The following is a 23,696-nucleotide window of genomic DNA, read 5'->3' as shown; positions in this document are numbered from 1 at the left end:
CTAATATGTAGGATTCGTTGTATCCGAATTTAAGCCTTTGGAGAGTTATATAAAACGAAAGTAGCTACGGCAAAATCAGACTCTGAGAAGAAGGAAATAAACAAATTTCTATATTTTTATAGATTTTTGGCAACGGAAAAAATGTTATTAGGAAAAGAGAAAGTTCCTCTCTATTGTCAATTAGCTGAGATAATAATAAACGAGATAGAGAGTAAAGGATTAAAAGAGAATGATCAATTATCCACTGAAAAAGAGTATTGTGAAAAATATAAGTTGAGTAGAGCCACAGTTAGACAAGCAATAAATTATCTAGAGAAAAAAGGATATGTATATAAGATACAAGGAAGTGGAACTTTTGTTTCAGCAAGACGTCTTAAGCAAAAGCTATTAAAGTTTTATAGCTTTAGTGAAGAGATGAAAAAACAGGGGAAAAATCCAGAGTCAGAGATACTTTCTTTGAAAACAATAGAGGGAAATGAGAAGATCTTAAAAGAGCTTAACTTGGAGAAGGGAGAAAAGGTTCTTGAGTTAGTGAGATTAAGACTTGCAGATGGTGAAGAGATAATGTATGAGAAAACATATCTTCCATATAAGAAATTTCCAGATTTAACAAAGAAAGATTTAATTGATAACTCTTTATATGGTATTCTTCAAAGTAGATATAAGATGGTTTTTACAAAAGCAACAGAGAGATTTTCAGTAGGGATTTCAGATAAAAAGGTTTCAGCCTCTCTTTTGATACCTCAAAATACACCAGTTATAAATCTTCAAAGATGGACTTATGTGGGATTAGAGATAATCGAGTATACAATAAGCTCTGTAAGAGGAGATAGATTTGAATTTGAGGTGGAGTTAGAGGGAGAGAGCAGTAGATAAATATTAATTAAATGCTACTAATTTAAATAGGAATAAAAGTTTCATTAGAGAGAGAATAATTTATGATAGATTCAATGAAAATAGACTAAATTTAATAAAAAATTTAAAACCTCTTAGAATTAATTTGAGAGGTTTTTATCTTTGTAAAAATTAATTGTAAGATAATTTGTAATATAATTTCAGATAATAAAATTTAAAAATGAGGTAAAATTATGGATGAAACTAATATTTTAAATAAAAAAGAAAAAATCAGCACATTATATTATAGTAAATTAACTTCAAAGAGAGAAGCTTTTATAAATCAACTTTATAATTTAATAAATGCTCAATTTGAGGAACAAGAAAAACTGAAAGATTTAGAGCCAACTAAAATAATTGAAGAACTTGAAAATAATTCTGACTATATTCAAAGAATTTTTATAGATGCACCTTGGGGAATGGGGAAAACTTTTTTCTCCAAAGCTTTAAAAGAAAAAATAGAAGAAGAAAATAAGAATAAGGAAAATAATAAAAAAATAAGCTATATAAATATTAATGCTTGGGAAACAGACTACTTTTCTGACCCTATGAAATCTATCATTGGAGAGCTTAATAGTTATAACTTGATTAACTCTGAAACTCAAACAGCCATAGAAGAAATAATGAAGAATGTTTTTAAAGTTGGAGGAAAATTTTTATTAAAATTAGTTTTAACAAAATTTAACTTAAAAAATGAAGATATAGAGCAATTGAGATCTCTTTTTAATGGAGTAAATACTTCTGAATTGGAGGACTATAAGAAATATAAAGAGCTTGTGGATAAATTTAAGGAGTGTTTATCTCTTGAGAAAGACTTAAAAGTCATAGTAATTGATGAGCTAGATAGATGTAAGCCTAGTTATGCTATTGAGCTACTAGAAACAATAAAACATTTTTTTGGTGTGAAAAATATTATCTTTGTTTTTTTAGTAAATAAAAAACAATTACAAAGTATTGTTTCAACTTCATATTTACAAGATGATGAGTGTTCTGAATATTTTGAAAAATTCTTTGATATTCAATTTAACTTGCCAAAGCTTGAATATGAAGATTTTATTAGAATAGAGTACGATAATTATAATCAACTTGAAACTTATGGAGTAGATGAACAAAATATTTCAGAAGATACAACTAAGATATATGAATCTATATTTTTAGATGCTTTTGTTTCAAATTGTGATAGTTTTATTGTTTCTCCAAGAAATTTTATTAAATCTTTTAAGAAGTTTAAAATACTACTTTCTTCTTTATCAAGTGAAGAGAGAGCTTGTTATCCTATTATGATAGTTTTGATATTATATTTTATTAGAGAGGAATTTTTAAATAAAAATGAAAAAATAGAATTATTATTTATAAAAACATTTTTTATAATAAAAAATATGACACTCTTAAGTGATATTATTAAAAATTTAAAAGATGAAGACTTTTTCTTTGAAGCTAAAACAAAATATAAAAAAAATAGAGATTTTTATTTAGCTTTTTTCACTATTTTATATTTGAAAAAAGGAGGGTCTTATAGTGGTTTATACTTAGAAGAATGGAATAATGTAAAAAAAATTAATTTTATTTTACAGAATAATAAGGATATTGAATTTAAAGAGGTTCTATTTGATTTTAATTGTATACTAATTTCTAGTAGGACTCCAGAAGGATATATTTATATTAATCCTAATTTGTTTAATAAAAAGCAACTAGAAATATATAGAATTTTAAATAGTTGCTACAATACGAATATTCTTGAAGCTTGGGCAGAAGAGAAATATAACTTTACTATGAATCTGAAATAGGGATTGTATTAGTAAGAATAAAATTATACCCCTTAGCTTTAAGGGGTATAATTTTATTTTAAAGTTTTATGTATAATTTCAATAATATCTTCTTTGTTTAGTTGCTTTTTAAATTTAACATTAATTCCTTCTTTTTTTAAAGCTTCAAAGAATTTTCTAGCACTTTCAATTCTAAGTTTTTCTTCTTCTCTTAATTGACTCATTTTTTTTATATCTTTTGTTTCAAGAATTAGATTCATTTCTAAACTACCATTTTCTTTTTTTAATACATACATAAAGTCTGGACTTGTTGTTCCACCAAAATAAAGAGGAACTTTTATACTTCTTCTAGGAATTTTTCCAAATACAACGACTTCATCAATATGACTATTTTTTATATTTTCTCCTTCTAAAGGAGAATCATAGATCAATGTATCATATAAAAATTTATCTGATACATTAAAATTATCATCTTTATAAACACCAATTGTTCCTTGGAGAATACTGTTTTTAACATTTCCAGTAAAATCTGTTAAGGCAGTTTCACAGGTAGAAGTATTCATTTTTCGATAAGAAAATCTATTAATATACGTTTTTTCTAACCATTCTTGATACTTAGTGAATATATTATTTAAAGTGTTAGTATTAAAAAAATCTTCTGGAAATTTCATTTTTTGATTGAGTTCTATAAATCCTTTATGAAGTAAAGGAAGTGAAAAACCAGTATATTTGTTCAATTTTTTTAAAAAATCATTGTATGGAATTTTATTTTTTATTTTATCCTTTATTATAGAGTTTTCTCTTATCATAAATTTATCATCAGCTACTACTATTTTTTCTCTTTTTATATTAATAAATTGTTCAGAGTATATATCTTCAAAAATCTGATTAATGGCTTTTGATATTTCGTCATCAGATAAACTTTCTAATTTTAAGTAATATTTTTTATTAATAGCTTCCCATAAAGGTTTTAATTTATTAAAATTCTCTTTTCTTATAGTTATATAATTTTTCTTTTTATCTTTCCCATCTTTGATTTTTCCATTTTTAATACCTTGATTAAATTCAGGATATTCTTCAAAAAAAGCAGTAGAATTTTCTTTTATAATATTTTTATCTTCGTCTACATAATCTTTTGATAATAAATCAATAAATAATTTTTTAGAAGTAATTCCTCTTTCAGTAGCAACTTTTTCAAGAAGAGTTTTAATATTAAAGGATTGGATAATATCAGAGTTAACTTCTGATATTAATTGTTTAGCAAATTCTTTTTCTGAAAAATCAATTAAATAAGTTAAGTAAAATTCTTCATTTGAAATACGATTTCCATATTCATCAACTGGTAAACGTAATCCTCTTCCAACTTCCTGAAGCTTACTGTTTTCACTACCACTAGATCTTAGTTTTGCTATTTGGAATACATTCGGATTATCCCATCCTTCTCTTAAAGTCCATTTAGAAAAAATAAATCTCATGATATTCCAATTTCCATCTTTATCTTTAAAAGATAATAAATTTTCTTTATCTCTTAAAATTAAATCTATTTCATTTTGTATATCTTCATCATTTGTAGAATTATCATTTGAAAAATATCCACCATTAGTTGCTGATAGATTTTTTAAAGAATATTCAAGAAAAGCTAAGTAATCTTTTTCTAAATCAGTAGAAATATGTTCTTTTATTTTTTTTATTCTTTCTTTTAATTCTTCTTCTAAAAGAGATTCAAACATTATTTTTAAATCTCCATTATTTTTTTCTCCTCTATATGAAAAAATACTATCTATAAAAAACAAAGACAGAGTTTTAATTTTCCTTTTTCTTAAAAAATTTATTCTTTCCTGTTCGAGATGATTTTTTATAGCTTGTTTTAACATAAGTTTTTGATAAGTTTCGGTGTAGATACTAGAAAAAATACTGTCCCCTACTAATAAAATTTGATCATTAGACAATAATATTCCACTACTAGAATTATTAGCACCATATTTTCCTATATCTTGTATGGAAATTTTTGAAAATTCTTCTGAAATTTCAGATAGATATTCTCCAACTCTAAGTTCAAAAACTTTTCCTGTTTTTTCATTTCTTAAAATAGCTTTTTTAGGTTTAGAATTATCAATTTTTAAAAGTTTTAATTTTATATCTTCTTCTTTTATTTCCCCAAGAGTTTCAACAATAACACCTTTTATTAGACCTTCGTTAAAAGCAGTTACAGAATTAAGGTTATATACTAAATTATTATAATCTCTTATACCAGTTTTTTCATTTTTATTGAAAGTAGCACCAAAACGAATTATCATTTGAGGATTTATTTTTTCAACAAGACGTTTATATGCTTCGTTTTCTCTTTTAAAACGGTGTGGTTCATCTATTATAACTATTGGTCTTACTTCTTCAAGTGCTTTATAAGGAATACTTATTCCTCCTAATAAAGTTTGGTCATATTCTGTTTCCATTGTTTTTTTAGATATTAACATTTTATCAGTCATTAAAAGACAATTTATCTTATTTTTCTCTAAAGTTGTATTTCTAATAAAATTGGAAATAGCTTGAGGAAACATCTTTCTTCCCTTTTTACTTGTCTTTTGAGCATTTAATACATCTAATCTTAAAAAAGAAGTTGGGTATAAGTCATAAAAATGATGTTTTGCATATTCAGATTCTATAAACATTTTAGTCCCTTCTTTAATAGGAGTAGAAGGAACTAAAATTATAAATTTATTAAATCCATAATTTTTGTTTAATTCATACATAAGTCTAGTATAACAATATGTTTTTCCAGTACCCGTTTCCATTTTTATGTCTATTCCAAAAGGTTCATTTTCAACGAAAGCTCTATATTCTTTGTTTATACTTGAAATTTCATCATAACTTCCATTTTGAATTGCTTTTATATTTTGATAGAGTCTTTCATCATCAAAATTTATTTCTGGATTTTTATAAATAGTATTTGCTTTGATTTGAACATTTTTAAAAATTTCATTCACTATATCTAAAACTTTTGTTTGGTGTGGTAAAATACTTAATTTTAATTCCATATTAATACCTCTCAATTAACTCTATATCTTTATGTAATTGTTTTAAATTATTTCTTAATTCATGAATTATATTAAATGGAATAGAATAAGGATAGATTACTATTCTATTTATAAGCAATTTATTATCTTCAATCATTTCTATCAGTCTTATAGCATCTTCAGTTGTAATTCCTAAATTAATAATATAGGCACTATTATTACAAACATCAATTTCATAATTAATTAATTTAATTTTTTTCGATTTAGTTATTAATCCGTATCCATCTTCATTTAACCATGTTGTAAGTATAGTATCTTTTCCAGAAATATTTTCATATTTAAAAGCTTCTACATAATCTTCCATATAAAAGAGTTGAGTTTCGGGATTAAATTCAATTATTTTATCTAGCATATTTTGTTCTACTTCTTTTAGCCTAAATAATTTAAATCCACAATCTATATTTGGATAGTCTTTCTTTATTTTTTCTCCAACTCTTTTTATACGTTCTCTTCCTATTTCATCAATAGTTCTATACCCTTCTTTGTATGCAATTTTATCTTCCTTTATTTCTTCTGGTAACTGAACCATTATATATTTTCTATTACCATCATCCTCTTTATTAATTTCCATAACAGTATGAGCTGTGGTTGCAGAACCAGAGAAAAAATCTAAAATAATTGAATCTTTATCACAACCAGCTATTATAACTTTTGATAATAATTTTATAGGTTTAGGAAATTCAAAAACATCAGCACCAAATAATTCCTTAATTTCTTTAGAAGAAGTTTGAGAGGTTCCAGAATTTTCAATGTCAATAGAATAATTAACATCTTCAATCAAAGTAGGTAAGGTACTTCCGTTTCTTACTTCTGATAGAAATTTTTTTTGATATGGAGTTCTTTTCTCTCCTCTAAAAACAATTCTATTATCTTCAATCATTTCTTGCATTTTTTCTCTATTATATAACCAACATTTATTTTCAGGTGGATAGTGTTCCTTTCCTGTTAAGGGATCTAAAATAGGATAGATACAACTCTCTACAATTCTTCCACCTTTTCCATTTCCTGATAAGTCTCCATAGTTCCATTCTCCTCTTGGATCATTATCTCTATTTATATAATCTTTATTTAATTTTAATGTTCTTTTTTGTAAATTTAGTTTATGGGTATTATAATTTTTGGCGATTACGAATATATATTCATGATTTTTTCCAATAACTCTATCATTTGGTGGAGTTGCTCTTCTTTTCCAGATCAAAGTTTCTATAAAATTTTCTTCTCCAAATATTTCATCACAAATTAATTTCAAATTAGCTTGTTCGTTTTCATCAATGGAAATAAAAATAACTCCATCATCAGACAATAAATTTTGAGCCAACAATAAACGAGAATACATAAAGGTTAACCATGCAGAATGGCTTGATTTTCCTTTTAAATTTATTATTTTATTTGCTTCTTCTTCATCAATCCCCATCTTTTCTGATAAAACTTCAGGAGTAAAAGAAAAATTATCATTATATATAAATCCATCTGATCCTGTATTATATGGTGGATCAATATAGATACATTTTATTTTATTTGAGTAAGATTTTAATAAATGTTTTAAAGCATCTAAATTATCACCTACTATATACATATTTTCAGAATTGATATTTTCTTCTTTTAAGTTATGTTCAATATCAGGTACGATTACTGTTTCTGTTTCTAAACCACTTTGAAACTTACTATAATTTTTCCCCAAGAACTTTAACTCATATCCTTCTTTTTCTATTTTAATTTCATTTGATTTTAACATCTCATTAAAACTATCAAGCTTAAAACTTCCCTCTTTATCAAAATATTGAGGTAAAATTTCTCTTAATTTTTCAAGCTCTCTGGTATTAGGTTGAACTATTTCATTTTTTATAATTTGAGATTTTATCATATTATTTCCTTTCCTTGACTAAAATTTAATTACAATAATATTGTATCATAGTCTCAAAAAATATTGTACTATAACATTTTTAAAGCTGTCATCGAATTAAATAAATGTTGATAAAACACGTATTTTTTGATATAATATACTCTGAATAAAAATAAAAATGGTAAGGGTAGATAGATTATGAGCTTAAAAAAAATGGACAATTTGCTGGAAAATATCTTTTTTATGTTAAAAATAGATGAAAAAGGAGCCTATGTTCTTCCAGTATATGCTGATGGAAGCATAGCAGAAAATTTAGAAGTAGATGAAGATTCTGAAGATGTAACTAGTCAGATTTTAACATATATTAAGGGAGTGAAAGAGGATAGTTTTTTCATAGATTGGGAGAAGGAGTATGAAGAGGCATATCTGAATGAACACTCAGATCTAATAGAATATTTAATTGATAATCCTAAGTTTGTAAATGAAAAGATGGAAGTACTCAAATGGATAAAAAGGGATAATAATTTATCGTTGATTATAAAAGAGAAGGAAAATAGTAGTACTGCCCTTACAACAGAACTTTTATTAAATGATTCTATTACAGAGTTTATGATAATCAATGAGGATCTTATTTTAGCTGATAATACTTTTTATATAATAGATATGGAGAGTAATGATTTTCATACTTTGAAGGAGTTAGTTGGAACAATTGATGAATCAGGATTAGAAAATTTTCTAACTTTGACGATTAAGTATTTTAAGAATATAGAGATAGAGTATAAAGATTATAAGATAATGGCTGGAGAGAAGCATATTCCTAGTCCACAACTAGTAATAGAAAAGATCTCTCATGACAATAGTCTATATTTACAAGTGACATTGATGGTATCAAGTATGCACTACGATTTCTTGAAAGATCACGATATTAAGCAAGTAGCGATAGTCAATGATTTGGAGAGAAAAATATCTATATGTGAGATAGATATAAGCAGAATATCTGAAGCGATAGAGGATATTGTAAAATTGTTAGCTAAGGATCAAAAGAATTTAAAAGTGAGATCGAGTTATTACTTAGATGAGAGTAATTTGATTATAATGCAGGAAAAATTAGCTAAAGAGTTTATTATGAAGGATCTATTACAATTGGCATCTAAGTACAAGGTAGTAGGTACAGATAAGCTTAGAAAGTATAATATAAAGGCTGTAAAGCCAAAGGTAATAGGAAATTTCAGCCACTCAATAGATTTCTTAGAGGGAGAGATAGAGCTTGAGATTGAGGGAGAAAAGTTTTCTATTTTAGATGTTCTTTCATCTTACAAGAAGGATTCATATATTATGTTAAGTGATGGAACAAGTGCCTTAATTAATAAGAAATATATAGAGAAGTTAGAGAGAATTTTTAAAGATAACAATAAACAAAAAGTAAAACTCTCATTTTTTGATCTACCACTAGTAGAGGAGTTAATTGAAGATAAGATATTCTCTGAGGAGATGAATAGAAGCAGAGAGTTTTTTAAAGGGATTAATAATATAAATAACTATGCAATAGAGACGCCGAAGATAAAAGCACAATTGAGAGAGTATCAAGAGTATGGTTACAAATGGTTATCATATTTGATGGACAACAATTTAGGAGGGTGTCTTGCAGATGATATGGGACTTGGGAAGACTCTTCAAGCAATAGCAGTTTTAACGAGATTGCATGAGAAGAAGGGGACGAAAAGTTTGGTAGTAATGCCTAAATCTTTGGTGTATAACTGGGAGAGCGAGATAAAGAAATTTAGTCCTAAGTTAAAGGTTGGAATATACTATGGAAACTTTAGAAATAGAGATATTATAAAGAAAAATAGTGTTATTTTAACTACTTATGGAACGATTAGAAATGATATTGAAACAATAAAAGAGTATTTTTTTGATGCAGTGATTTTAGATGAATCTCAGAATATAAAAAATGTAAATGCTCAAACAACGAAAGCTATAATGCTTTTGAATACAAGACATAGAATTGCTCTAAGTGGAACACCTATTGAGAATAACTTAAGTGAGTTATACTCTCTATTTAGATTTTTAAATCCCTCTATGTTTGGAACTTTAGAGGAGTTTAACAACTATTATGCAATTCCAATCCAAAGGGAGAATGATAGAGAGGCAATAGAGGAGTTAAAGAAGAAGGTATATCCATTTATTTTAAGAAGAATAAAGAAAGAGGTTTTAAAGGATCTACCAGATAAGATAGAAAAAACTATGTATATAGAGATGAATCCTGAACAGAAAAAACTTTATGATGAGAGAAGAAATTATTATTATAAGATGGTACACTCTCAAATAAAGGAGAATGGAATAGGGAAGACACAGTTCTTTATATTACAAGCTTTAAATGAATTAAGACAGATAACGAGCTGTCCAGAGGCAAAAAGTGTAGGAGTAACTTCAAGTAAAAGAGAGGTTTTAATAAATAATATTGTTGAAGCTGTGGAGAATGGACATAAAGTTTTAGTTTTTACAAACTATATTAACTCTATAAACAACATCTGTGAAGATTTGAAAAAATATGATATTAAATATCTTTCTATGAGTGGAAGTACAAAGGACAGACAGCTATTAGTAGATAAATTCCAAAAAGATAACAAGTATAAGGTTTTTGTTATGACATTGAAAACAGGTGGAGTTGGATTAAATCTAACTGCCGCTGATACGATTTTTATCTATGATCCTTGGTGGAACAAGACAGTAGAAAATCAAGCAATAGATAGAGCCTATAGATTGGGGCAAGATAGAACAGTTTTTTCATATAAATTGATACTGAAGGATACAATTGAAGAGAAGATCCTTCAACTACAAGAATCAAAAATCAAACTGCTAGATAATCTAATATCTGAAGATAGTGCTACTTTAAAGAGTTTAACTGAAAAGGATATTGAGTTTATCTTAGGAGAATAAATTTTAGGGAGAAAAAATGGCGATAAGTAAAGATAGGTTTAGGGAAGCTTTAAATGAGTTTTATTCTAAAGAAATTTTATTTAAACTTTATACAAAGTATTTTTTAGATTGGATAGCTGAGGGGTATATAGGGAGTAACCTTGGATTATTTGAGATATCTTTAATAAGTGAAAATAGTAATAAACAAACTTTTTTAGATTTGTTGGAGCAATTTTATTTGAAAGAGGAGATATTCTGTACTATCTATGAGAGATTGGACAGCGATGTTAAAGAGGTTTTTGAAGAGGTAGTTTGGAAAGGAAAGTTCTACATCTCTAATAAAGAAAGATATTTAAAGTTGGAAAATAATTATGATTTAAATAAAGATTTACAAGATAAATTCCTATTTTTTAAGGCAGAGAGAGATAATAAAAAAGGGGAGTACCTCTATTTAGATTATGATATATTGAGAGTTATAAGAAAATTTATGAGAAATAAACCTCAAGAGTACAACATTATAGCTCAAAATAGTGTAGATGCTGCTTTAGTAAACAACAATGAGAAAGAGTTAATAGAAAATTTTAAAATGTATTTTGAGTTTTATTCTCAAGGTGGGATAAAATTATCAAGTAGTGCTAAGATCTTGAAAGAGTCTAAGTTAAATATGAAAAAATATTGTAACATAAGTGAGTATTACGAAGATTCAAAGGATTTAGACTATCTTAAGACAGAAACAATCGCTCTTTTCTTCTTCTTAGTTAAAGAGAGATATATTGATGAAAACTATTTTAAGATTTCAAATATAAAAAATATAGTAAATGATTTCTTGAGTGGAGAGTTGATAAAAGAGGAAAATTATCACTATACATCACTTTATCTTAATTACCTAAAGGGTGTAAAGAATATTTGGAAATCTAAAGAGGAGATAAAAAGAGGATTAGCTACAATCAAAAATATACTTAATGAGATACCTAATGGAAAAGTTGTAAGTGTAGATAACATTATTAAATCAATACTATATAGAGATGAGTTTATAGAGATAATAGATGTGAAAGATGCATATGACTATATCTATATCAATGAAGCTAACTATGAGAGAACAAAGATTCTGAATTATGAGAAATATCAGATGTATGTTGTAATTCCATTTATCAAATCTGTACTGTTTATCTTAGGAGTTTTAGGAGTTTTAGAGATATACTATGACTATCCATCTATAAATAATTCATTGTACTTAAAAAATGGATATTTAAGTAAGTTTGATGGGATAAAATATATCAAATTTACAGAACTAGGAGAGTACTGCTTTGATAGAATAGAGGAGTATGACTTTAAAAATGCCAAAGAAGATGGAGAGGTTATTTTAGACGAGGATAGATTGATAGCAACTGTTGTTGGAGATGCTCCAGTAAAGACAATGTTCTTAGAGAGAGTTTCACAAAAAATAGCTGTAAATAAGTTTAAATTTAATAAGGAGAGTTTCTTAAAGGGAATAAGTAGTTCCAAAGAGATTCAAGATAGAATAAATGAGTTTTATTCTAAGATTACTCCAGAACCTTCTCAAATATGGGTGGAATTCTTTGGAGATCTTTTGGAGAAAAGTAGTGCAATAAAAGCTGATAATCAATTTGTAGTATTAAAACTAAAAAATGATAAAGAGCTTATAAAGACTATTACAAAAGATGAGAGATTTAAACCACTTATGTTGAAGGGAGAGGATTTTCATCTTTTGATAAAGAGTGAAAATGTAACAGAGGTTGTCAGCCTATTTAAAGAGCATGGATACTATGTAAATTTTTAAACTGAATAAATAATAAAAAAGGATAGAGAGAAGTTCAAACTTCAATCTATCCTCTTGTTTTTACTATAATTTAGAGATCTCTTCAAGAATTTTATCAGTTATAGGTGCGAATAATTTAGCTGAATCTTCACACTCTTGACCTGTAGTCATTCTTGCAAAACCTTTAGTCATTGGAAGTTCTCCAAGAAGAGTTAATCCCATCTCTTTTAGGAAATCGTGAGCTCCACTCTCTTCGTGGAAACTGATCTTAGTTTCACAACCTGGACAAACAATGTAACTCATATTTTCTACAACTCCAATAACAGGAACATTTAGTTTTTTAGTCATATTAACGGCTTTTGCAACTATCATAGATACCATATCTTGAGGAACAGATACCATTACTATTCCATTGATAGGTGTAGATTGCATAACAGTAAGAGCAACATCACCTGTTCCTGGAGGCATATCGATTAGAAGATAATCTAATTCTCCCCATAGTACCTCTTCCCAGAACTGTTTAACAGCACTACTTATGATAGAACCTCTCCAAACAACAGGTTGGCTCTCATCTTGTAGTAATAGATTTAGAGATATTATTTTTATACCCTCTTTAGAAGTAACAGGAATGATATTAGTTCCATCTCCAGTAGCCATTTGACCACTAACTCCCATCAATCTAGGGATACTAGGACCTGTAATATCAGCATCCATTATTCCTACTTTATACCCTTTTTTAGCTAATTCTTTAGCAAATAGAGTTGTAACAGTAGATTTTCCTACTCCACCCTTACCACTCATAATACCGATTACATTTTTTATATGATTTAATGGATTATTAACAATCCCACAACTTTCTTTGTCCTTTGTACAAGTGCTACCTGAAGGACAAGTACTACAATTTGACATTATATTTCCTCCTTAAATTAACAATTAATACTATACTCAATCATACACTTATAAAATAGTTTTGTCAAATTTAATTTAACAATATTTATGACTCACAAGGTACGGCTCTGTGTCCAAGTCCAATTACCACTTCATCAAGTCTAAACATTCCTATTGTTAAAAAAATACAGACAGATAGATGCTCTTGACATCTTGCTATACCTATTTTTCCCCCTACATTAAATCCTACTGATTTATCTAGAATCTGATCAATAGCCTCTCTAGTTGCTCCAGTAACAGCCCCCTCATATACATGAGACTCACTTATAAGACCATTTCTTTTAGCTGCCACCAAGGTTCTTTCAAGTATTTTGGGAATAGATTCTACAACATTTCCACCAATATCCACAGCTGCAGTTTTAATTCCCTTTTTTATATATTTTTCTTTTAGCTCCTGCTCCTCTTCACGACTACTCATAGCCATCTCCACAGATACTTTTGCTATATCTTTACTTTTATATTGCATAAATTCTCCTCACTTTCTAGGTCATTCTACATATATTATATCAAAAATTTATAAAAATATCTTCAAGTATTTATATAAAAAGAGGAGATTCAATTTTAGGGAGAAAAGAAAAGAGAAAAACTTACTCCAATGCATATTGTAAATACTAGCAACTAAAAGTAAATTTTTCTCTTATATATTGAAACTATTCTATTTTTACTTAATCTCTTTTAATATGAATTTTTCCCAAGGAGCAATACTGTCTAAAAGATAGATCTCTTCCTCCCTAACTCTTCCTACAACATTTGTTTTCCCTGTATTTTTAATATCCTTTTTAGCTATTTGTAGTTCTCCAGCATATGTTCCATAAAGAGAGCTATCAATTATAATATCCCCTCTTTTTATGTCTACAGGATTAAATAATTGGAAGTGATGATCTTTATACTTAACTCTTGGTTGGCTAGATCTAATAACTAGATCACTCACATCTCCTCTATTGTAGTGGAGAGTATTTAATACTATCTCCTTTTCAATAGCTGGAATATTGTCAACTAAGATAACTGATAGATCGAGTAGATCTCTTTTCAATTCACCTAATTTTTTTAACTCCTCTTCACTAGCATAGCAGTTAGAGATGATTACAGTATTTATTCCCTCTTTAAATAGATCCTTAGCAGCTACTTCAATAGGCATATCTCTATGCTCCTCTAATGTACACATTCCCTCTTTTACAGGCCAAGGTCCAAAAGTTGCATTTTGAGAGTTGACAAAAGCAGAGGTTACTAGACCATATTTCATAAAGTTTTGATTGCATACTCTAAAATACTCTCTACCTAATCCTGTATAAAGATGTGGATAGAAGTTATGGCAACCTAATAGATTATATTTATTAGGCTTATAGTCCATAATAGTATCTAGGTATCTAGTACTGTTACTCATATTTATCTCAATTTTTAAGTTATATTCATTGTAACTCATAAGAGATTCTTCATTTCCTGTAAATCCATTATCTAAACGGATTCCATAGACTCCCAGCTCCTTAAAAAAGCTTAAATCATTGTATGAAATGTTTAATTCTGTAAATACCTTTGGATTTATATCTGCAACAACTTTAAATCCAAATGAGTTTGCATAGTTTATTGTTTCTTTGAAGTTTTCTATAATTTTTTCTTTGTCACCTTCAACTGATAGTAAGCAGGTAAAAATTCTTGTAAATCCATATTTTGCTGCTAATTTTATATATTCCTTATCCTCCTCTATTTTAGAGTGACCTGGATATATAGAAATTCCTAACTCTCTCATTTTAACCCTCCATAATTACTTTCTATGCTCTAAAAAATTATACAGTGCACCTATTAAATTTGCATTGTTATTAAATTTACAAACTTGAATATCAGGAACTATTTGAGCAACTTCAATCTTAGATATTAGCTCATTCATTTTATTTCTAATTCCAGATAGAATTTTTAGATTGCTACTAATTCCCCCACCAATTACTATTTTTTCTGGATCATAGATATATTGAATAGAGAAAATACCCTTAGCTAAGTTACTATACCATCTATCTAACTCTTCTAAAACAACGGGATTTTTCTCAATTTCAGCAAGTCTAAATATCTCTACACCATCTACCTCTTTATTGAGTTTTTTAGAAAGTCTAAGTACTAACTGTCCCATTGAGTTATAACCCCATACTCCTGGTATTCCTGGTTCATTTTCAAAATACATAATTCCAAACTCTCCAGCATAGAGGTGTTTTCCCTTATGTATTTTTTTATCCTTAACAATTGCTCCACCTATTCCTGTTCCAATAACAATAAAAACTACATCTTTATTTTCTTTAGCTTCACCTATCCAAACTTCAGCAAGAGCAGCACAGTTAGCATCATTTTCAAGCTCAACTTTTAAATTCAATAGTGATTCTAAATCAATTTTAAGATTTGGACCGTGAATATATGGTATAGCACTGACACCATCTATTGTACCTATATCACTGTTTACAGCTCCAGGACAACTAAGAGCCACACCACAGATATTATACTTTTCACAGTTATTTTTAATCTCTAAAATTTTTGAATATAATTCATCTAAAGTTGCTGGAGTTTTAAAAGAGGAGTTATTTAGGATATCTCCATTACCATTTAAAATTCCATATTTTATAGAACTTCCACCCATATCAAAAACTAAGTAATTTTCCATCATTAAAACCCCTTATTATCAGAAAGTTGTTTGAACCATCTTCCACTCTTTTTGATAGTTCTCTCTTGAGTAGCAAGATTTAGAGAAACTAAACCATATCTATTTTTATATGCATTCAACCATGACCAGTTATCAATAAATGTCCAAACTTGGTATCCTATACAGTTAGATCCCTCTTCAATTGCTCTGTGTAACCATGTTAAATGATCTTTATAGAACTCTATTCTATAATCATCTTGAATTATACCATCTACTAAGAATCTATCTTCTCCCTCTACTCCCATACCGTTTTCAGTGATAAGCCACTCAATATTATTGTAGTTATCTCTGATGTTGATTCCTATATCATAAATTCCTTTTTCATAGATCTCCCAACCTCTGTGTGGATTCATCTTTCTTCCAGGCATAGCATAGTGATCATAATAGTATTCAGGCATAAATGGTGCTTCTGGATTTGGAAGAGAGGCTCTAGCTGCAACTCTTCTAGGTTGATAGTAGTTTACACCTAAGAAATCAACAGTATTTTTTTCAATGATCTCTAAATCTTCAGAAGTATATTCAGGCATCAAATCATGCTCTTTAATGATCTCTATCAATTCAGTTGGAAATTTACCTTTAACTGCTGGATCTAAGAAACTTCTATTAGCAAATAGGTCAGCTATAAATCCTGCCTTTACATCCCATTTGTTTTCACTTCTAGGATAGCAAGGAGAAAGATTTAAGATAATACCAACTTTTCCTTCAAGCTTCAATTCTCTGTAATTTTTTATTGCTAAGGCACTTGCTAAAGCAGTGTGATAAGCAACTTGTACAGCAGCTTTAGAATCTACCTTATAAGGGTAGTGATAACCTAATAGGTAACCACACTCAACGTGAACTATTGGCTCATTAAAAGTAAACCATCTTTTAACTCTGTCACCAAAATTTATAAAACAAGTTTTTGCAAAGTTAGCATAGTGGTCAACAACCTCTCTATTTTCCCAACCACCTATATTTTGCATACACATAGGCATATCAAAGTGGAATAGATTTACAAAAGGTTCAATACCATTAGCTAGTAGTTCATTGATAACATTGTTATAAAACTCAATAGCCTTAGGATTTACCTCTCCAAATCCATTAGGAAACATTCTTGACCAACTTATAGAAAATCTAAAAGAGTTATGTCCTGTTTCTTTTAAAAGTTGAATATCTTTTTTATAGTTTTTATAAAATGTTGAGGCATCAGCTGGACCTACACCATTATGAAATCTAAATGTTTCTGTCTCATACCAGTAGTCCCAAATATTCTCTCCCTTTCCATCTTCTTTCCAAGCTCCTTCACTTTGAGTGGCAGAAGAGGCACTTCCAAAATAAAAATTCTCTTTAAATTTAATCATAACCTTACTCCTTTATCTATAAATTTTTAAGTTAATCACTTCACCAGGTTTAATATCTTTTAAAGCTATCTTTCCAGCTTTAATTTTAGAGTTTTCACCTATCTTTTCATAGAGCATATTCACTCTTTCATAGTTGCTTCCAAACTCTATATTTATTGTTGTAGTCTCTATTCTTTCACAAGTATTTACCAATCTTAAAACATAACTATTTTCATCAATAGGAACAATAGCTGAAAAACTTAAACTACTACTATCTAAGTTGATTAGATTGTTAAATCTATTAAGTTTAGTTTTTAGAGGGTGCATAACAAAATATTTTAATGTATTTGTAAATCTATTTAACTCTTGAATTTGGTAGTCCAATGTTGACACAGCATATTTTTGATACTCTCTTTTAATTATATTACTATTATATTCTTTATCAAATCTAATTGCAAACTTAAAAATCATTTTTTTCAAAAGTTGACTATCAGGTGTCTCAATATATTTAAACTCCTGTCCAGAAGCTACTCCAGGTCTTCTGATTAAATCAGGCTTACCTAAGAATCCAATACTTCTAAATAGAGTTAGGGAGATCTTATTATTTTCAATTATCTCATACTCTTTAATTCCCTTAGCTAAGATACTCATAGCTCCCTCTTTAGATCTAAGTGATACAAAGTTGATAAAAGGATATATAGGAGTAGGCTCCTCCTTCCATTTTAACTCCTTCCAATTTTTTAAACTGATAGGATTGCTCTCTCTTTCGATAGTTCCAAACGGAGTATCAGCTATGGAAGTGTTAGAAGTTAAACCAGTATTTGCTATGACTCTTATTCTATGATCCTTACTATTGTTTTCTATCTCAATATGAAATTTGATGTTGTTTGAGTTATCTAATTCAATTCTCAATTCATATGGAGTTTTTCCATTGAATATATATTTCTCTCTTTCCTCTAAAGAGTTACTTGAATGTATAACTCCTTTAAGTTTCATCAACTTGACAAGAGTTCCATTTTTTATTTCAACATCTTCATCAGAGATCTGTGTAATTGCCCTATTATCAATAATAGGTGGAGAGTAATCATATGTATCTCCATCATCTCCACTCTCTTCAAAATATATGAAGTTTTCTATAATCTTATTATCTCTCTTATTTAGAAGGGTTAACTTAACGAGCAAGAAGTCACCCACCTCTATAGGTGGTGCGATGAATTGCTCTATTGCCTTTTAGAAGATAAAGTGATATAACATAATCAGTAGGTATATAAAAATAGGAGTGAAAGCAATGGAATTAGATAGTAATTGTCATTCAGTATTTTTGCTGTATTAATAATAAAAAAAGAATTTCCATATACAAAAAAATATCTTTGGAAAGAAATGTTTTGATCTAAAAGTTTTTGTTTGTTGACCACTGGAGGAGCTCCAGTTGAAGTCATAAAAAAGTATATAGAGGAACAAGGACAAAAGAGTAAATAATTTTGAAGGAGGTAGACTAATGAAACAGCTAAAAGCATATAAATTTAGAATTTATCCAAGCGAAGAACAAAAAATATTTTTTAGTAAAACTTTTGGTTGTGTTCGCCTTATCTATAATCTTATGCTAAATGATAGACTTAAAGCATATGAGGAGAGTAAGGGTAATGTTGATAAAAAAATAAAATATCCTACCCCTGCAAAATATAAAAAAGAATATGAATTTCTAAAAGAAGTTGATAGTCTTGCTCTTGCTAATGCTCAAATGAATCTAGATAAAGCATATAAAAACTTTTTTAGAGATAAGTCAGTAGGCTTTCCTAAATTCAAATCCAAGAAAAATCCTGTACAAAGTTATACGACTAATAATCAAAATGGAACTGTAAATATTTTTGAAAATTGGTTAAAACTTCCAAAATTGAAAGAATTAATAAAAGTAAAAGTGCAGAGAGAAATAAAAGGCAAAGTAAAATCTGCTACTATTTCACGCAAAGGAAGTGGAAAATATTTTATCTCTCTTTTGTGTGAAACAGATATAGAAGAACTACCTAAAACAAATTCAGCAGTAGGAATTGATTTAGGTATTAAAGATATGGCTATTTTATCTACTGGAGAGAAAATAAAAAATCTTAAATTTAGAAAGCAACTAGAAGATAAATTAAGAAAAGAACAGAGAAAACTTTCAAGAAGAGCTTTATTAGCTAAGAAAGAAAATAGAAAATTAAGAGAAAGTAAAAACTATCAAAAACAAAGAATTAAAGTAGCTAAGATACACGAAAAAATTATGAATATGAGAATAGATTTCTTAAATAAGTTAAGTACATATATTATCAAAAGCCACGATATTATTTGTATTGAAAACTTAAATACAAAAGGATTACTTCATAATCATAAATTAGCAAAATCTATCGCAGATGTATCTTGGGCTAGTTTTGTAAATAAACTTGAGTATAAGGCGAAATGGTATGGCAAAGAACTAATAAAAATAGATAGACTATATCCATCAAGTCAAATATGCTCTGTATGTGGTCATAGAGCTTGCAAGAAAACTCTTGATATAAGAGAGTGGACTTGTCCAATTTGTAATACACACCACGATAGAGATATAAATGCAAGTAAAAATATACTAGCTGAAGGACTAAGAATAAGACAAGTTGTCTAAAAATAAAAAGAACCGTAGGAACTACGGGGATAGCTTGGTAAATATAGTTGGCTAACAAAAGCAACTATTTCCCAAGAAGAAGCTCCCACTTCAAAAATTACGAAGTAAATTTAAGTGGGAGAGGTTCACAGAAGGGAATCTCATTTTTAGAGGCTAATTTTATGATAGAGATCTCTGATTTTGAATTGGTTAAATTAACAGATTATTTCTTAGGTTGCAGTAATCTCTCTCTTAATAATTCTGCATATAAAGAGTGGCTCGAGATAGAGATAATTGTAAAAAAAATAATACTTCATTTCAAAAAGATATATGGAGTTGATTTAAATGGAGATACAAGTTTAGTTAATGGTTTGGTTAATCATATTAAGCCAACTATTCATAGAATAAAGAATGGGATTAAGCTGGAAAATTCTGTCTATGATGAGGTATTAGAAAACTATCCTGAACTATTAGGAGATGTTGGAGAGGACTTAAAAATACTAGAAGAGTTTATAGGAATAGAGATTACAGATGATGAGATAGCTTTTATAGCACTACACTTTAAAGGGGCTATTGATAGAAATAAAGTTATAAAAAAAGAGAGTAAAAATGTTATTTTAATATGTGGCTATGGCTATGGAACATCTAAGCTTTTAGAACAACAGTTAAAGGAGCGTTACAATATAAATATTTTAGAGGTTATCCCTTTAAATCAATTGAGTAATATAACATTATCTGATAATATAGATCTCATAATTACTACTTTGATAAAGTTAGAATTGAATACAGAGATTCCAATAGTATCAGTACATCCAATTTTGAAAAATGAGGATATTGAGATTTTAGATGGCTATAACTTACCAAAACATTCAAATAGAATACTCTTATCAACCTTGTTTAAAAGTGTCAGCTCAAATTGTGAGATAAGGGATAGAGCTAAGTTGATTGAGGAGTTTAAAACTATATTAGAAGGAAAGGTAATTGATGATTTAAGTGTGGAAGGAAAAAAACTCTCAGATTTTTTAAATGTGGATAATATAAAGTTAAAACTCTCTGCTACAACTTGGGAGGAAGCAATTAGAAAATCTGGAAAAATACTGTTAGAGTGTGGAAATATAGAAGAGGAATATATAGAAACTATGGTAGATAAAATAAAGCAGTATGGATCTTACATAGTTATAACTGATCTTTTGGCAATTCCACATGGAGATATATCTGTTGGTGTAAAGAACTCTGGAATGGCTTTAGTTACACTGGATAGAGCTGTTCTATTTCCTGAGAATAGAAAAGTTAAATATCTTCTAGCTTTTTGTACAACTGAATCTAAAGATTATTTAGATGCTCTCAACTCATTTTTAGAGCTAGTAGATAATCATAAATTTTTAGATACATTAAACTCTACAAATTCAGTAAAAAAAGTTATAGATACAATAAAAAAATATGAGTTTTTATCAAAGATGTTATCTTGTTAGATTACCATAATAGAAAAAGGAAAAAATTACTCAAGAACTGATTTTATACAGATTTATATAGTAATTTTTTCCTTTTGTATAAAAAGATTTTAATTAAAAATTCGGTATTTTAAATTCACTATTCAAAAAGGGATTTAAGATATCCATAACCTAGCTCTTCCATTTTTTCATAAGGTATAAATTTAATAGAAGCACTGTTAATGCAATATCTTTTTCCACCTCTTTCTCTTGGCCCATCATCAAAAACATGACCTAGATGAGCTTTTCCACTTCTACTTCTAACTTCTATACGATTCATGTTGTAACTGAAATCTTCATGGTAAGTTACAACTTCTGGAACAATAGCTTTAACAAAACTAGGCCAACCACATTGAGAAGGGTATTTATCCTCTGAAGAAAATAGTGGCTCTCCTGTTGTAATATCAACATATATACCTTTTTCAAAAAAATCCCAGTATTCATTTTCATAAGCTCTTTCAGTATCTCCATTTTGTGTTACTTCATACTGTTGAACATTTAATTTTTTTCTTAACTCATCTTTAGAGATAAGAGGGTAAAGAGTTTCATCTACTATGACCTCTTTAGCTTTTGAAAGGTTGATATGACAGTAACCATTAGGATTCTTTTTTAAATAATCTTGATGATACTCTTCAGCTAAATAAAACTTATCTAATGGTAAAACTTCAACTACTATTTTTTTACTATATTTTTTCTGTTCCTCTTCTATAATTGCGTTGATAGTTGGGATATCATCTTCAGATGTATAATAAATCCCAGTTCTATATTGTGTTCCTCTGTCGTTACCTTGCTTGTTTAAACTAGTAGGATCAATGACTTTAAAGTAATATTTTAATAGTGTTGAAAGTTTGATCTTATCCTTATCATATTTTACATAGACAGTTTCAGCATGTCCCGAATTTCTGTAAATTAAGTCCTCATATTTTGGATTTTCTGTGTTTCCATTTGCATATCCAGAGACAGCATCAATAACACCAGGTATTCTTTCCATAAAAGCTTCTATTCCCCAGAAACAACCACCAGCTAGATAAATTTCACCAATATTATTCATCTTTACTATTTCACCTCTTTTTTTTTATCTGAATTAGAAGAAAATAGAGAGTCTATCTGTATTTTATCTAAATGTCCAGGAATAACCTGTTTAATATTTCCATTTTCATCTAAAATAACAGATGTGGGATAAACACGATTTTTAACTATTTTGTTGATCTCACCTTTTTCATCTAAGAGCACTTTAATATTTTTGTATCCCAAAGAGTTATACCACTCTTTAAAATCTTCAGTATTTTTTTCACCAACTATACCAGGAGAAACAACAGTGATAATATCATAATCTCTCTTTTCGGCTCCCATCTCCTCCAATTCATCTAATCCGTAGAGACATACAGGACACCAAGAAGCCCAAAGCTTAACATATTTTTCATTTTTTGTATCTGTAAAAGAGTATGTTTGCCCATCTATATCTTTTAATTTGAGCTTAGATAGATTGACCTCTCTTGAGTAAGATACCATTCCAATTATAAAAAATAACGTCAGTAAGAAAAAAGTTTTAAAACTCTTCATATTTAACCTCCTTAGTAATATAAAAAAATATTTAAATTGTTAGTTAAAAGCAGTATTCCCATTAAAATTAGAAGAACTCCTCCTATCTTTTTTAAGATACCTAAATAGCTTTTTACTTTTGAAACTTTATTTAAAAAATATTTAGATGAAAAAGATAGTACAACAAAGGGGGTAGCTAGACCTAAGACATATATAAACATCATAGTTGCTCCATATATAGGATCTCCACCACCACTTGATATGAAGAGGATAGAGGTCAATATTGGACCTATACAGGGAGTCCAACCTAAGCTGAAGGTAAACCCTAATAAAAAAGCTCCCCAAAGACTCTCACTAATCTCAACATTAATAAGTTTAGTCCTTTCTAAAATAGGTATTTTAATAATTCCTGTTTGAATAATTCCAAAGATTATAATAATTAAAGCACTTGCTATTCTAAATGGATCACTTATTAAAATAGAACCTATAATTCCTGCACCAAAACCAAGAATTACAAAACTTATTGAAAGTCCAAAGACAAAGAGAATTGTCTTTGTAATAGATCTTTTTCCTCCTGTGCTCAAAATTCCTAAATAAACTGGTAGTAGAGGAAATATACAGGGAGAAAAGAAAGAGAATAATCCAGCTGAATATACAGCACCAATGAATAATTCGGTATTAATCATATGTTCCTCCTGAAATAATTTAAACTAGTTTAAGTAATCATAAAAATTGTTTATCAAAATGATATACTTTATTATAACCTATTTTTTTGAAAAACAAAATATTAAATTTTTGGAAAATAAAAAATAGTGAAGATT

The 23,696-nt window shown here is 28.2% G+C and carries 17 protein-coding genes and 1 pseudogene; 7 read left to right on the top strand and 11 right to left on the bottom strand.

Annotated elements, in window-relative coordinates:
- Positions 1 to 141: 141 nt before the first annotated feature.
- Together ABNK64_RS01340 and ABNK64_RS01335 are read left to right on the top strand one after the other, a co-directional pair.
- Complete coding sequence (locus tag ABNK64_RS01340) at positions 142 to 876, top strand: GntR family transcriptional regulator (protein ID WP_291256127.1); 735 nt, start codon at positions 142 to 144, stop codon at positions 874 to 876.
- Between the two features lie 212 nt (positions 877 to 1,088).
- A complete protein-coding gene (locus ABNK64_RS01335; RefSeq protein ID WP_349763230.1) occupies positions 1,089 to 2,681 on the top strand; it encodes a KAP family P-loop NTPase fold protein in 1,593 nt (530 codons plus the stop codon).
- A 53-nt stretch (positions 2,682 to 2,734) separates the two neighbouring features.
- On the opposite strand, the gene ABNK64_RS01330 is transcribed toward ABNK64_RS01335, so the two are convergent.
- Positions 2,735 to 5,695: a type III restriction-modification system endonuclease gene (locus ABNK64_RS01330; RefSeq protein WP_349763228.1), complete on the bottom strand. Its 2,961-nt coding sequence runs from the start codon at positions 5,693 to 5,695 to the stop codon at positions 2,735 to 2,737.
- Between the two features lies 1 nt (position 5,696).
- Positions 5,697 to 7,598, bottom strand: a complete 1,902-nt coding sequence (locus ABNK64_RS01325) for a site-specific DNA-methyltransferase (RefSeq protein ID WP_349763227.1) — start codon at positions 7,596 to 7,598, stop codon at positions 5,697 to 5,699.
- Between the two features lie 177 nt (positions 7,599 to 7,775).
- On the opposite strand from ABNK64_RS01325, the gene ABNK64_RS01320 reads away from it, so the two are divergent.
- Together ABNK64_RS01320 and ABNK64_RS01315 are read left to right on the top strand one after the other, a co-directional pair.
- The gene (locus ABNK64_RS01320) at positions 7,776 to 10,517 is read left to right on the top strand and encodes a DEAD/DEAH box helicase (RefSeq protein WP_349763226.1); all 2,742 of its coding nucleotides are present in this window, start codon (positions 7,776 to 7,778) and stop codon (positions 10,515 to 10,517) included.
- A gap of 16 nt (positions 10,518 to 10,533) precedes the next feature.
- Positions 10,534 to 12,297: a hypothetical protein gene (locus ABNK64_RS01315; protein WP_349763225.1), complete on the top strand. Its 1,764-nt coding sequence runs from the start codon at positions 10,534 to 10,536 to the stop codon at positions 12,295 to 12,297.
- A 63-nt stretch (positions 12,298 to 12,360) separates the two neighbouring features.
- Here the strand turns inward: ABNK64_RS01315 and ABNK64_RS01310 are convergent, their stop codons facing one another.
- From ABNK64_RS01310 to ABNK64_RS01285, 6 genes are all read right to left on the bottom strand, one after another.
- Entirely contained in the window at positions 12,361 to 13,185 is an 825-nt protein-coding gene (locus ABNK64_RS01310) for an Mrp/NBP35 family ATP-binding protein (RefSeq protein WP_291256130.1), read from the bottom strand.
- Between the two features lie 85 nt (positions 13,186 to 13,270).
- Positions 13,271 to 13,690, bottom strand: a complete 420-nt coding sequence (locus ABNK64_RS01305) for a HutP family protein (RefSeq protein WP_291258839.1) — start codon at positions 13,688 to 13,690, stop codon at positions 13,271 to 13,273.
- A gap of 195 nt (positions 13,691 to 13,885) precedes the next feature.
- Positions 13,886 to 14,971, bottom strand: a complete 1,086-nt coding sequence (locus ABNK64_RS01300; RefSeq protein WP_349763224.1) for a DUF871 domain-containing protein — start codon at positions 14,969 to 14,971, stop codon at positions 13,886 to 13,888.
- A gap of 15 nt (positions 14,972 to 14,986) precedes the next feature.
- Positions 14,987 to 15,868, bottom strand: a complete 882-nt coding sequence (locus ABNK64_RS01295; protein ID WP_349763223.1) for an ROK family protein — start codon at positions 15,866 to 15,868, stop codon at positions 14,987 to 14,989.
- A 2-nt stretch (positions 15,869 to 15,870) separates the two neighbouring features.
- Complete coding sequence (gene gmuD / locus ABNK64_RS01290) at positions 15,871 to 17,247, bottom strand: 6-phospho-beta-glucosidase GmuD (RefSeq protein WP_291256145.1); 1,377 nt, start codon at positions 17,245 to 17,247, stop codon at positions 15,871 to 15,873.
- A gap of 12 nt (positions 17,248 to 17,259) precedes the next feature.
- Complete coding sequence (locus ABNK64_RS01285; RefSeq protein WP_349763222.1) at positions 17,260 to 18,408, bottom strand: glycoside hydrolase family 38 C-terminal domain-containing protein; 1,149 nt, start codon at positions 18,406 to 18,408, stop codon at positions 17,260 to 17,262.
- 150 nt (positions 18,409 to 18,558) lie between these two features.
- Between ABNK64_RS01285 and ABNK64_RS01280 the strand changes: the two are divergent.
- The 3 genes and pseudogenes from ABNK64_RS01280 to ABNK64_RS01270 all read left to right on the top strand — a co-directional run.
- Positions 18,559 to 18,705 (top strand): annotated as a pseudogene (locus ABNK64_RS01280) (transposase); the annotation flags it as partial.
- 19 nt (positions 18,706 to 18,724) lie between these two features.
- Positions 18,725 to 19,864 (top strand): IS200/IS605 family element RNA-guided endonuclease TnpB, encoded by a 1,140-nt coding sequence (tnpB, locus tag ABNK64_RS01275; RefSeq protein WP_349763221.1) that lies wholly within the window; start codon positions 18,725 to 18,727, stop codon positions 19,862 to 19,864.
- 47 nt (positions 19,865 to 19,911) lie between these two features.
- Positions 19,912 to 21,315 carry a BglG family transcription antiterminator gene (locus tag ABNK64_RS01270; RefSeq protein ID WP_349763220.1) on the top strand — a complete coding sequence of 468 codons (1,404 nt, stop codon included), beginning with the start codon at positions 19,912 to 19,914 and terminating at the stop codon, positions 21,313 to 21,315.
- Positions 21,316 to 21,433: 118 nt separating this feature from the next.
- Here ABNK64_RS01270 and msrB read toward each other — a convergent pair whose 3' ends face one another.
- The 3 genes from msrB to ABNK64_RS01255 all read right to left on the bottom strand — a co-directional run bounded on the left by msrB (position 21,434) and on the right by ABNK64_RS01255 (position 23,561).
- On the bottom strand, positions 21,434 to 22,324 hold the full coding sequence (gene msrB / locus ABNK64_RS01265; RefSeq protein WP_349763238.1) for a peptide-methionine (R)-S-oxide reductase MsrB: 891 nt from the start codon (positions 22,322 to 22,324) through the stop codon (positions 21,434 to 21,436).
- 65 nt (positions 22,325 to 22,389) lie between these two features.
- Positions 22,390 to 22,896 (bottom strand): redoxin family protein, encoded by a 507-nt coding sequence (locus ABNK64_RS01260; RefSeq protein ID WP_291256150.1) that lies wholly within the window; start codon positions 22,894 to 22,896, stop codon positions 22,390 to 22,392.
- A gap of 11 nt (positions 22,897 to 22,907) precedes the next feature.
- The gene (locus tag ABNK64_RS01255; RefSeq protein ID WP_291256151.1) at positions 22,908 to 23,561 is read right to left on the bottom strand and encodes a cytochrome c biogenesis CcdA family protein; all 654 of its coding nucleotides are present in this window, start codon (positions 23,559 to 23,561) and stop codon (positions 22,908 to 22,910) included.
- Between the last annotated feature and the right edge of the window lie 135 nt (positions 23,562 to 23,696).

It is taken from the genome of Fusobacterium sp. SYSU M8D902 (assembly GCF_040199715.1).
Taxonomy (GTDB): domain Bacteria; phylum Fusobacteriota; class Fusobacteriia; order Fusobacteriales; family Fusobacteriaceae; genus Fusobacterium_A.
The sequence above is the reverse complement of the archived record's forward strand: the minus strand, read 5'-3'. Positions and strand labels throughout refer to the sequence as shown.

Excerpts from the sequence above, each read along its gene's own strand:
- ABNK64_RS01340 (WP_291256127.1), top strand. The coding sequence starts at position 142 with ATGTTATTAGGAAAAGAGAAAGTTCCTCTCTATTGTCAATTAGCTGAG.
- ABNK64_RS01335 (WP_349763230.1), top strand. The coding sequence starts at position 1,089 with ATGGATGAAACTAATATTTTAAATAAAAAAGAAAAAATCAGCACATTA.
- ABNK64_RS01330 (WP_349763228.1), bottom strand. The coding sequence starts at position 5,695 with ATGGAATTAAAATTAAGTATTTTACCACACCAAACAAAAGTTTTAGAT.
- ABNK64_RS01325 (WP_349763227.1), bottom strand. The coding sequence starts at position 7,598 with ATGATAAAATCTCAAATTATAAAAAATGAAATAGTTCAACCTAATACC.
- ABNK64_RS01320 (WP_349763226.1), top strand. The coding sequence starts at position 7,776 with ATGAGCTTAAAAAAAATGGACAATTTGCTGGAAAATATCTTTTTTATG.
- ABNK64_RS01315 (WP_349763225.1), top strand. The coding sequence starts at position 10,534 with ATGGCGATAAGTAAAGATAGGTTTAGGGAAGCTTTAAATGAGTTTTAT.
- ABNK64_RS01310 (WP_291256130.1), bottom strand. The coding sequence starts at position 13,185 with ATGTCAAATTGTAGTACTTGTCCTTCAGGTAGCACTTGTACAAAGGAC.
- ABNK64_RS01305 (WP_291258839.1), bottom strand. The coding sequence starts at position 13,690 with ATGCAATATAAAAGTAAAGATATAGCAAAAGTATCTGTGGAGATGGCT.
- ABNK64_RS01300 (WP_349763224.1), bottom strand. The coding sequence starts at position 14,971 with ATGAGAGAGTTAGGAATTTCTATATATCCAGGTCACTCTAAAATAGAG.
- ABNK64_RS01295 (WP_349763223.1), bottom strand. The coding sequence starts at position 15,868 with ATGGAAAATTACTTAGTTTTTGATATGGGTGGAAGTTCTATAAAATAT.
- gmuD (WP_291256145.1), bottom strand. The coding sequence starts at position 17,247 with ATGATTAAATTTAAAGAGAATTTTTATTTTGGAAGTGCCTCTTCTGCC.
- tnpB (WP_349763221.1), top strand. The coding sequence starts at position 18,725 with ATGAAACAGCTAAAAGCATATAAATTTAGAATTTATCCAAGCGAAGAA.
- msrB (WP_349763238.1), bottom strand. The coding sequence starts at position 22,324 with ATGGAAAGAATACCTGGTGTTATTGATGCTGTCTCTGGATATGCAAAT.
- ABNK64_RS01260 (WP_291256150.1), bottom strand. The coding sequence starts at position 22,896 with ATGAAGAGTTTTAAAACTTTTTTCTTACTGACGTTATTTTTTATAATT.
- ABNK64_RS01255 (WP_291256151.1), bottom strand. The coding sequence starts at position 23,561 with ATGATTAATACCGAATTATTCATTGGTGCTGTATATTCAGCTGGATTA.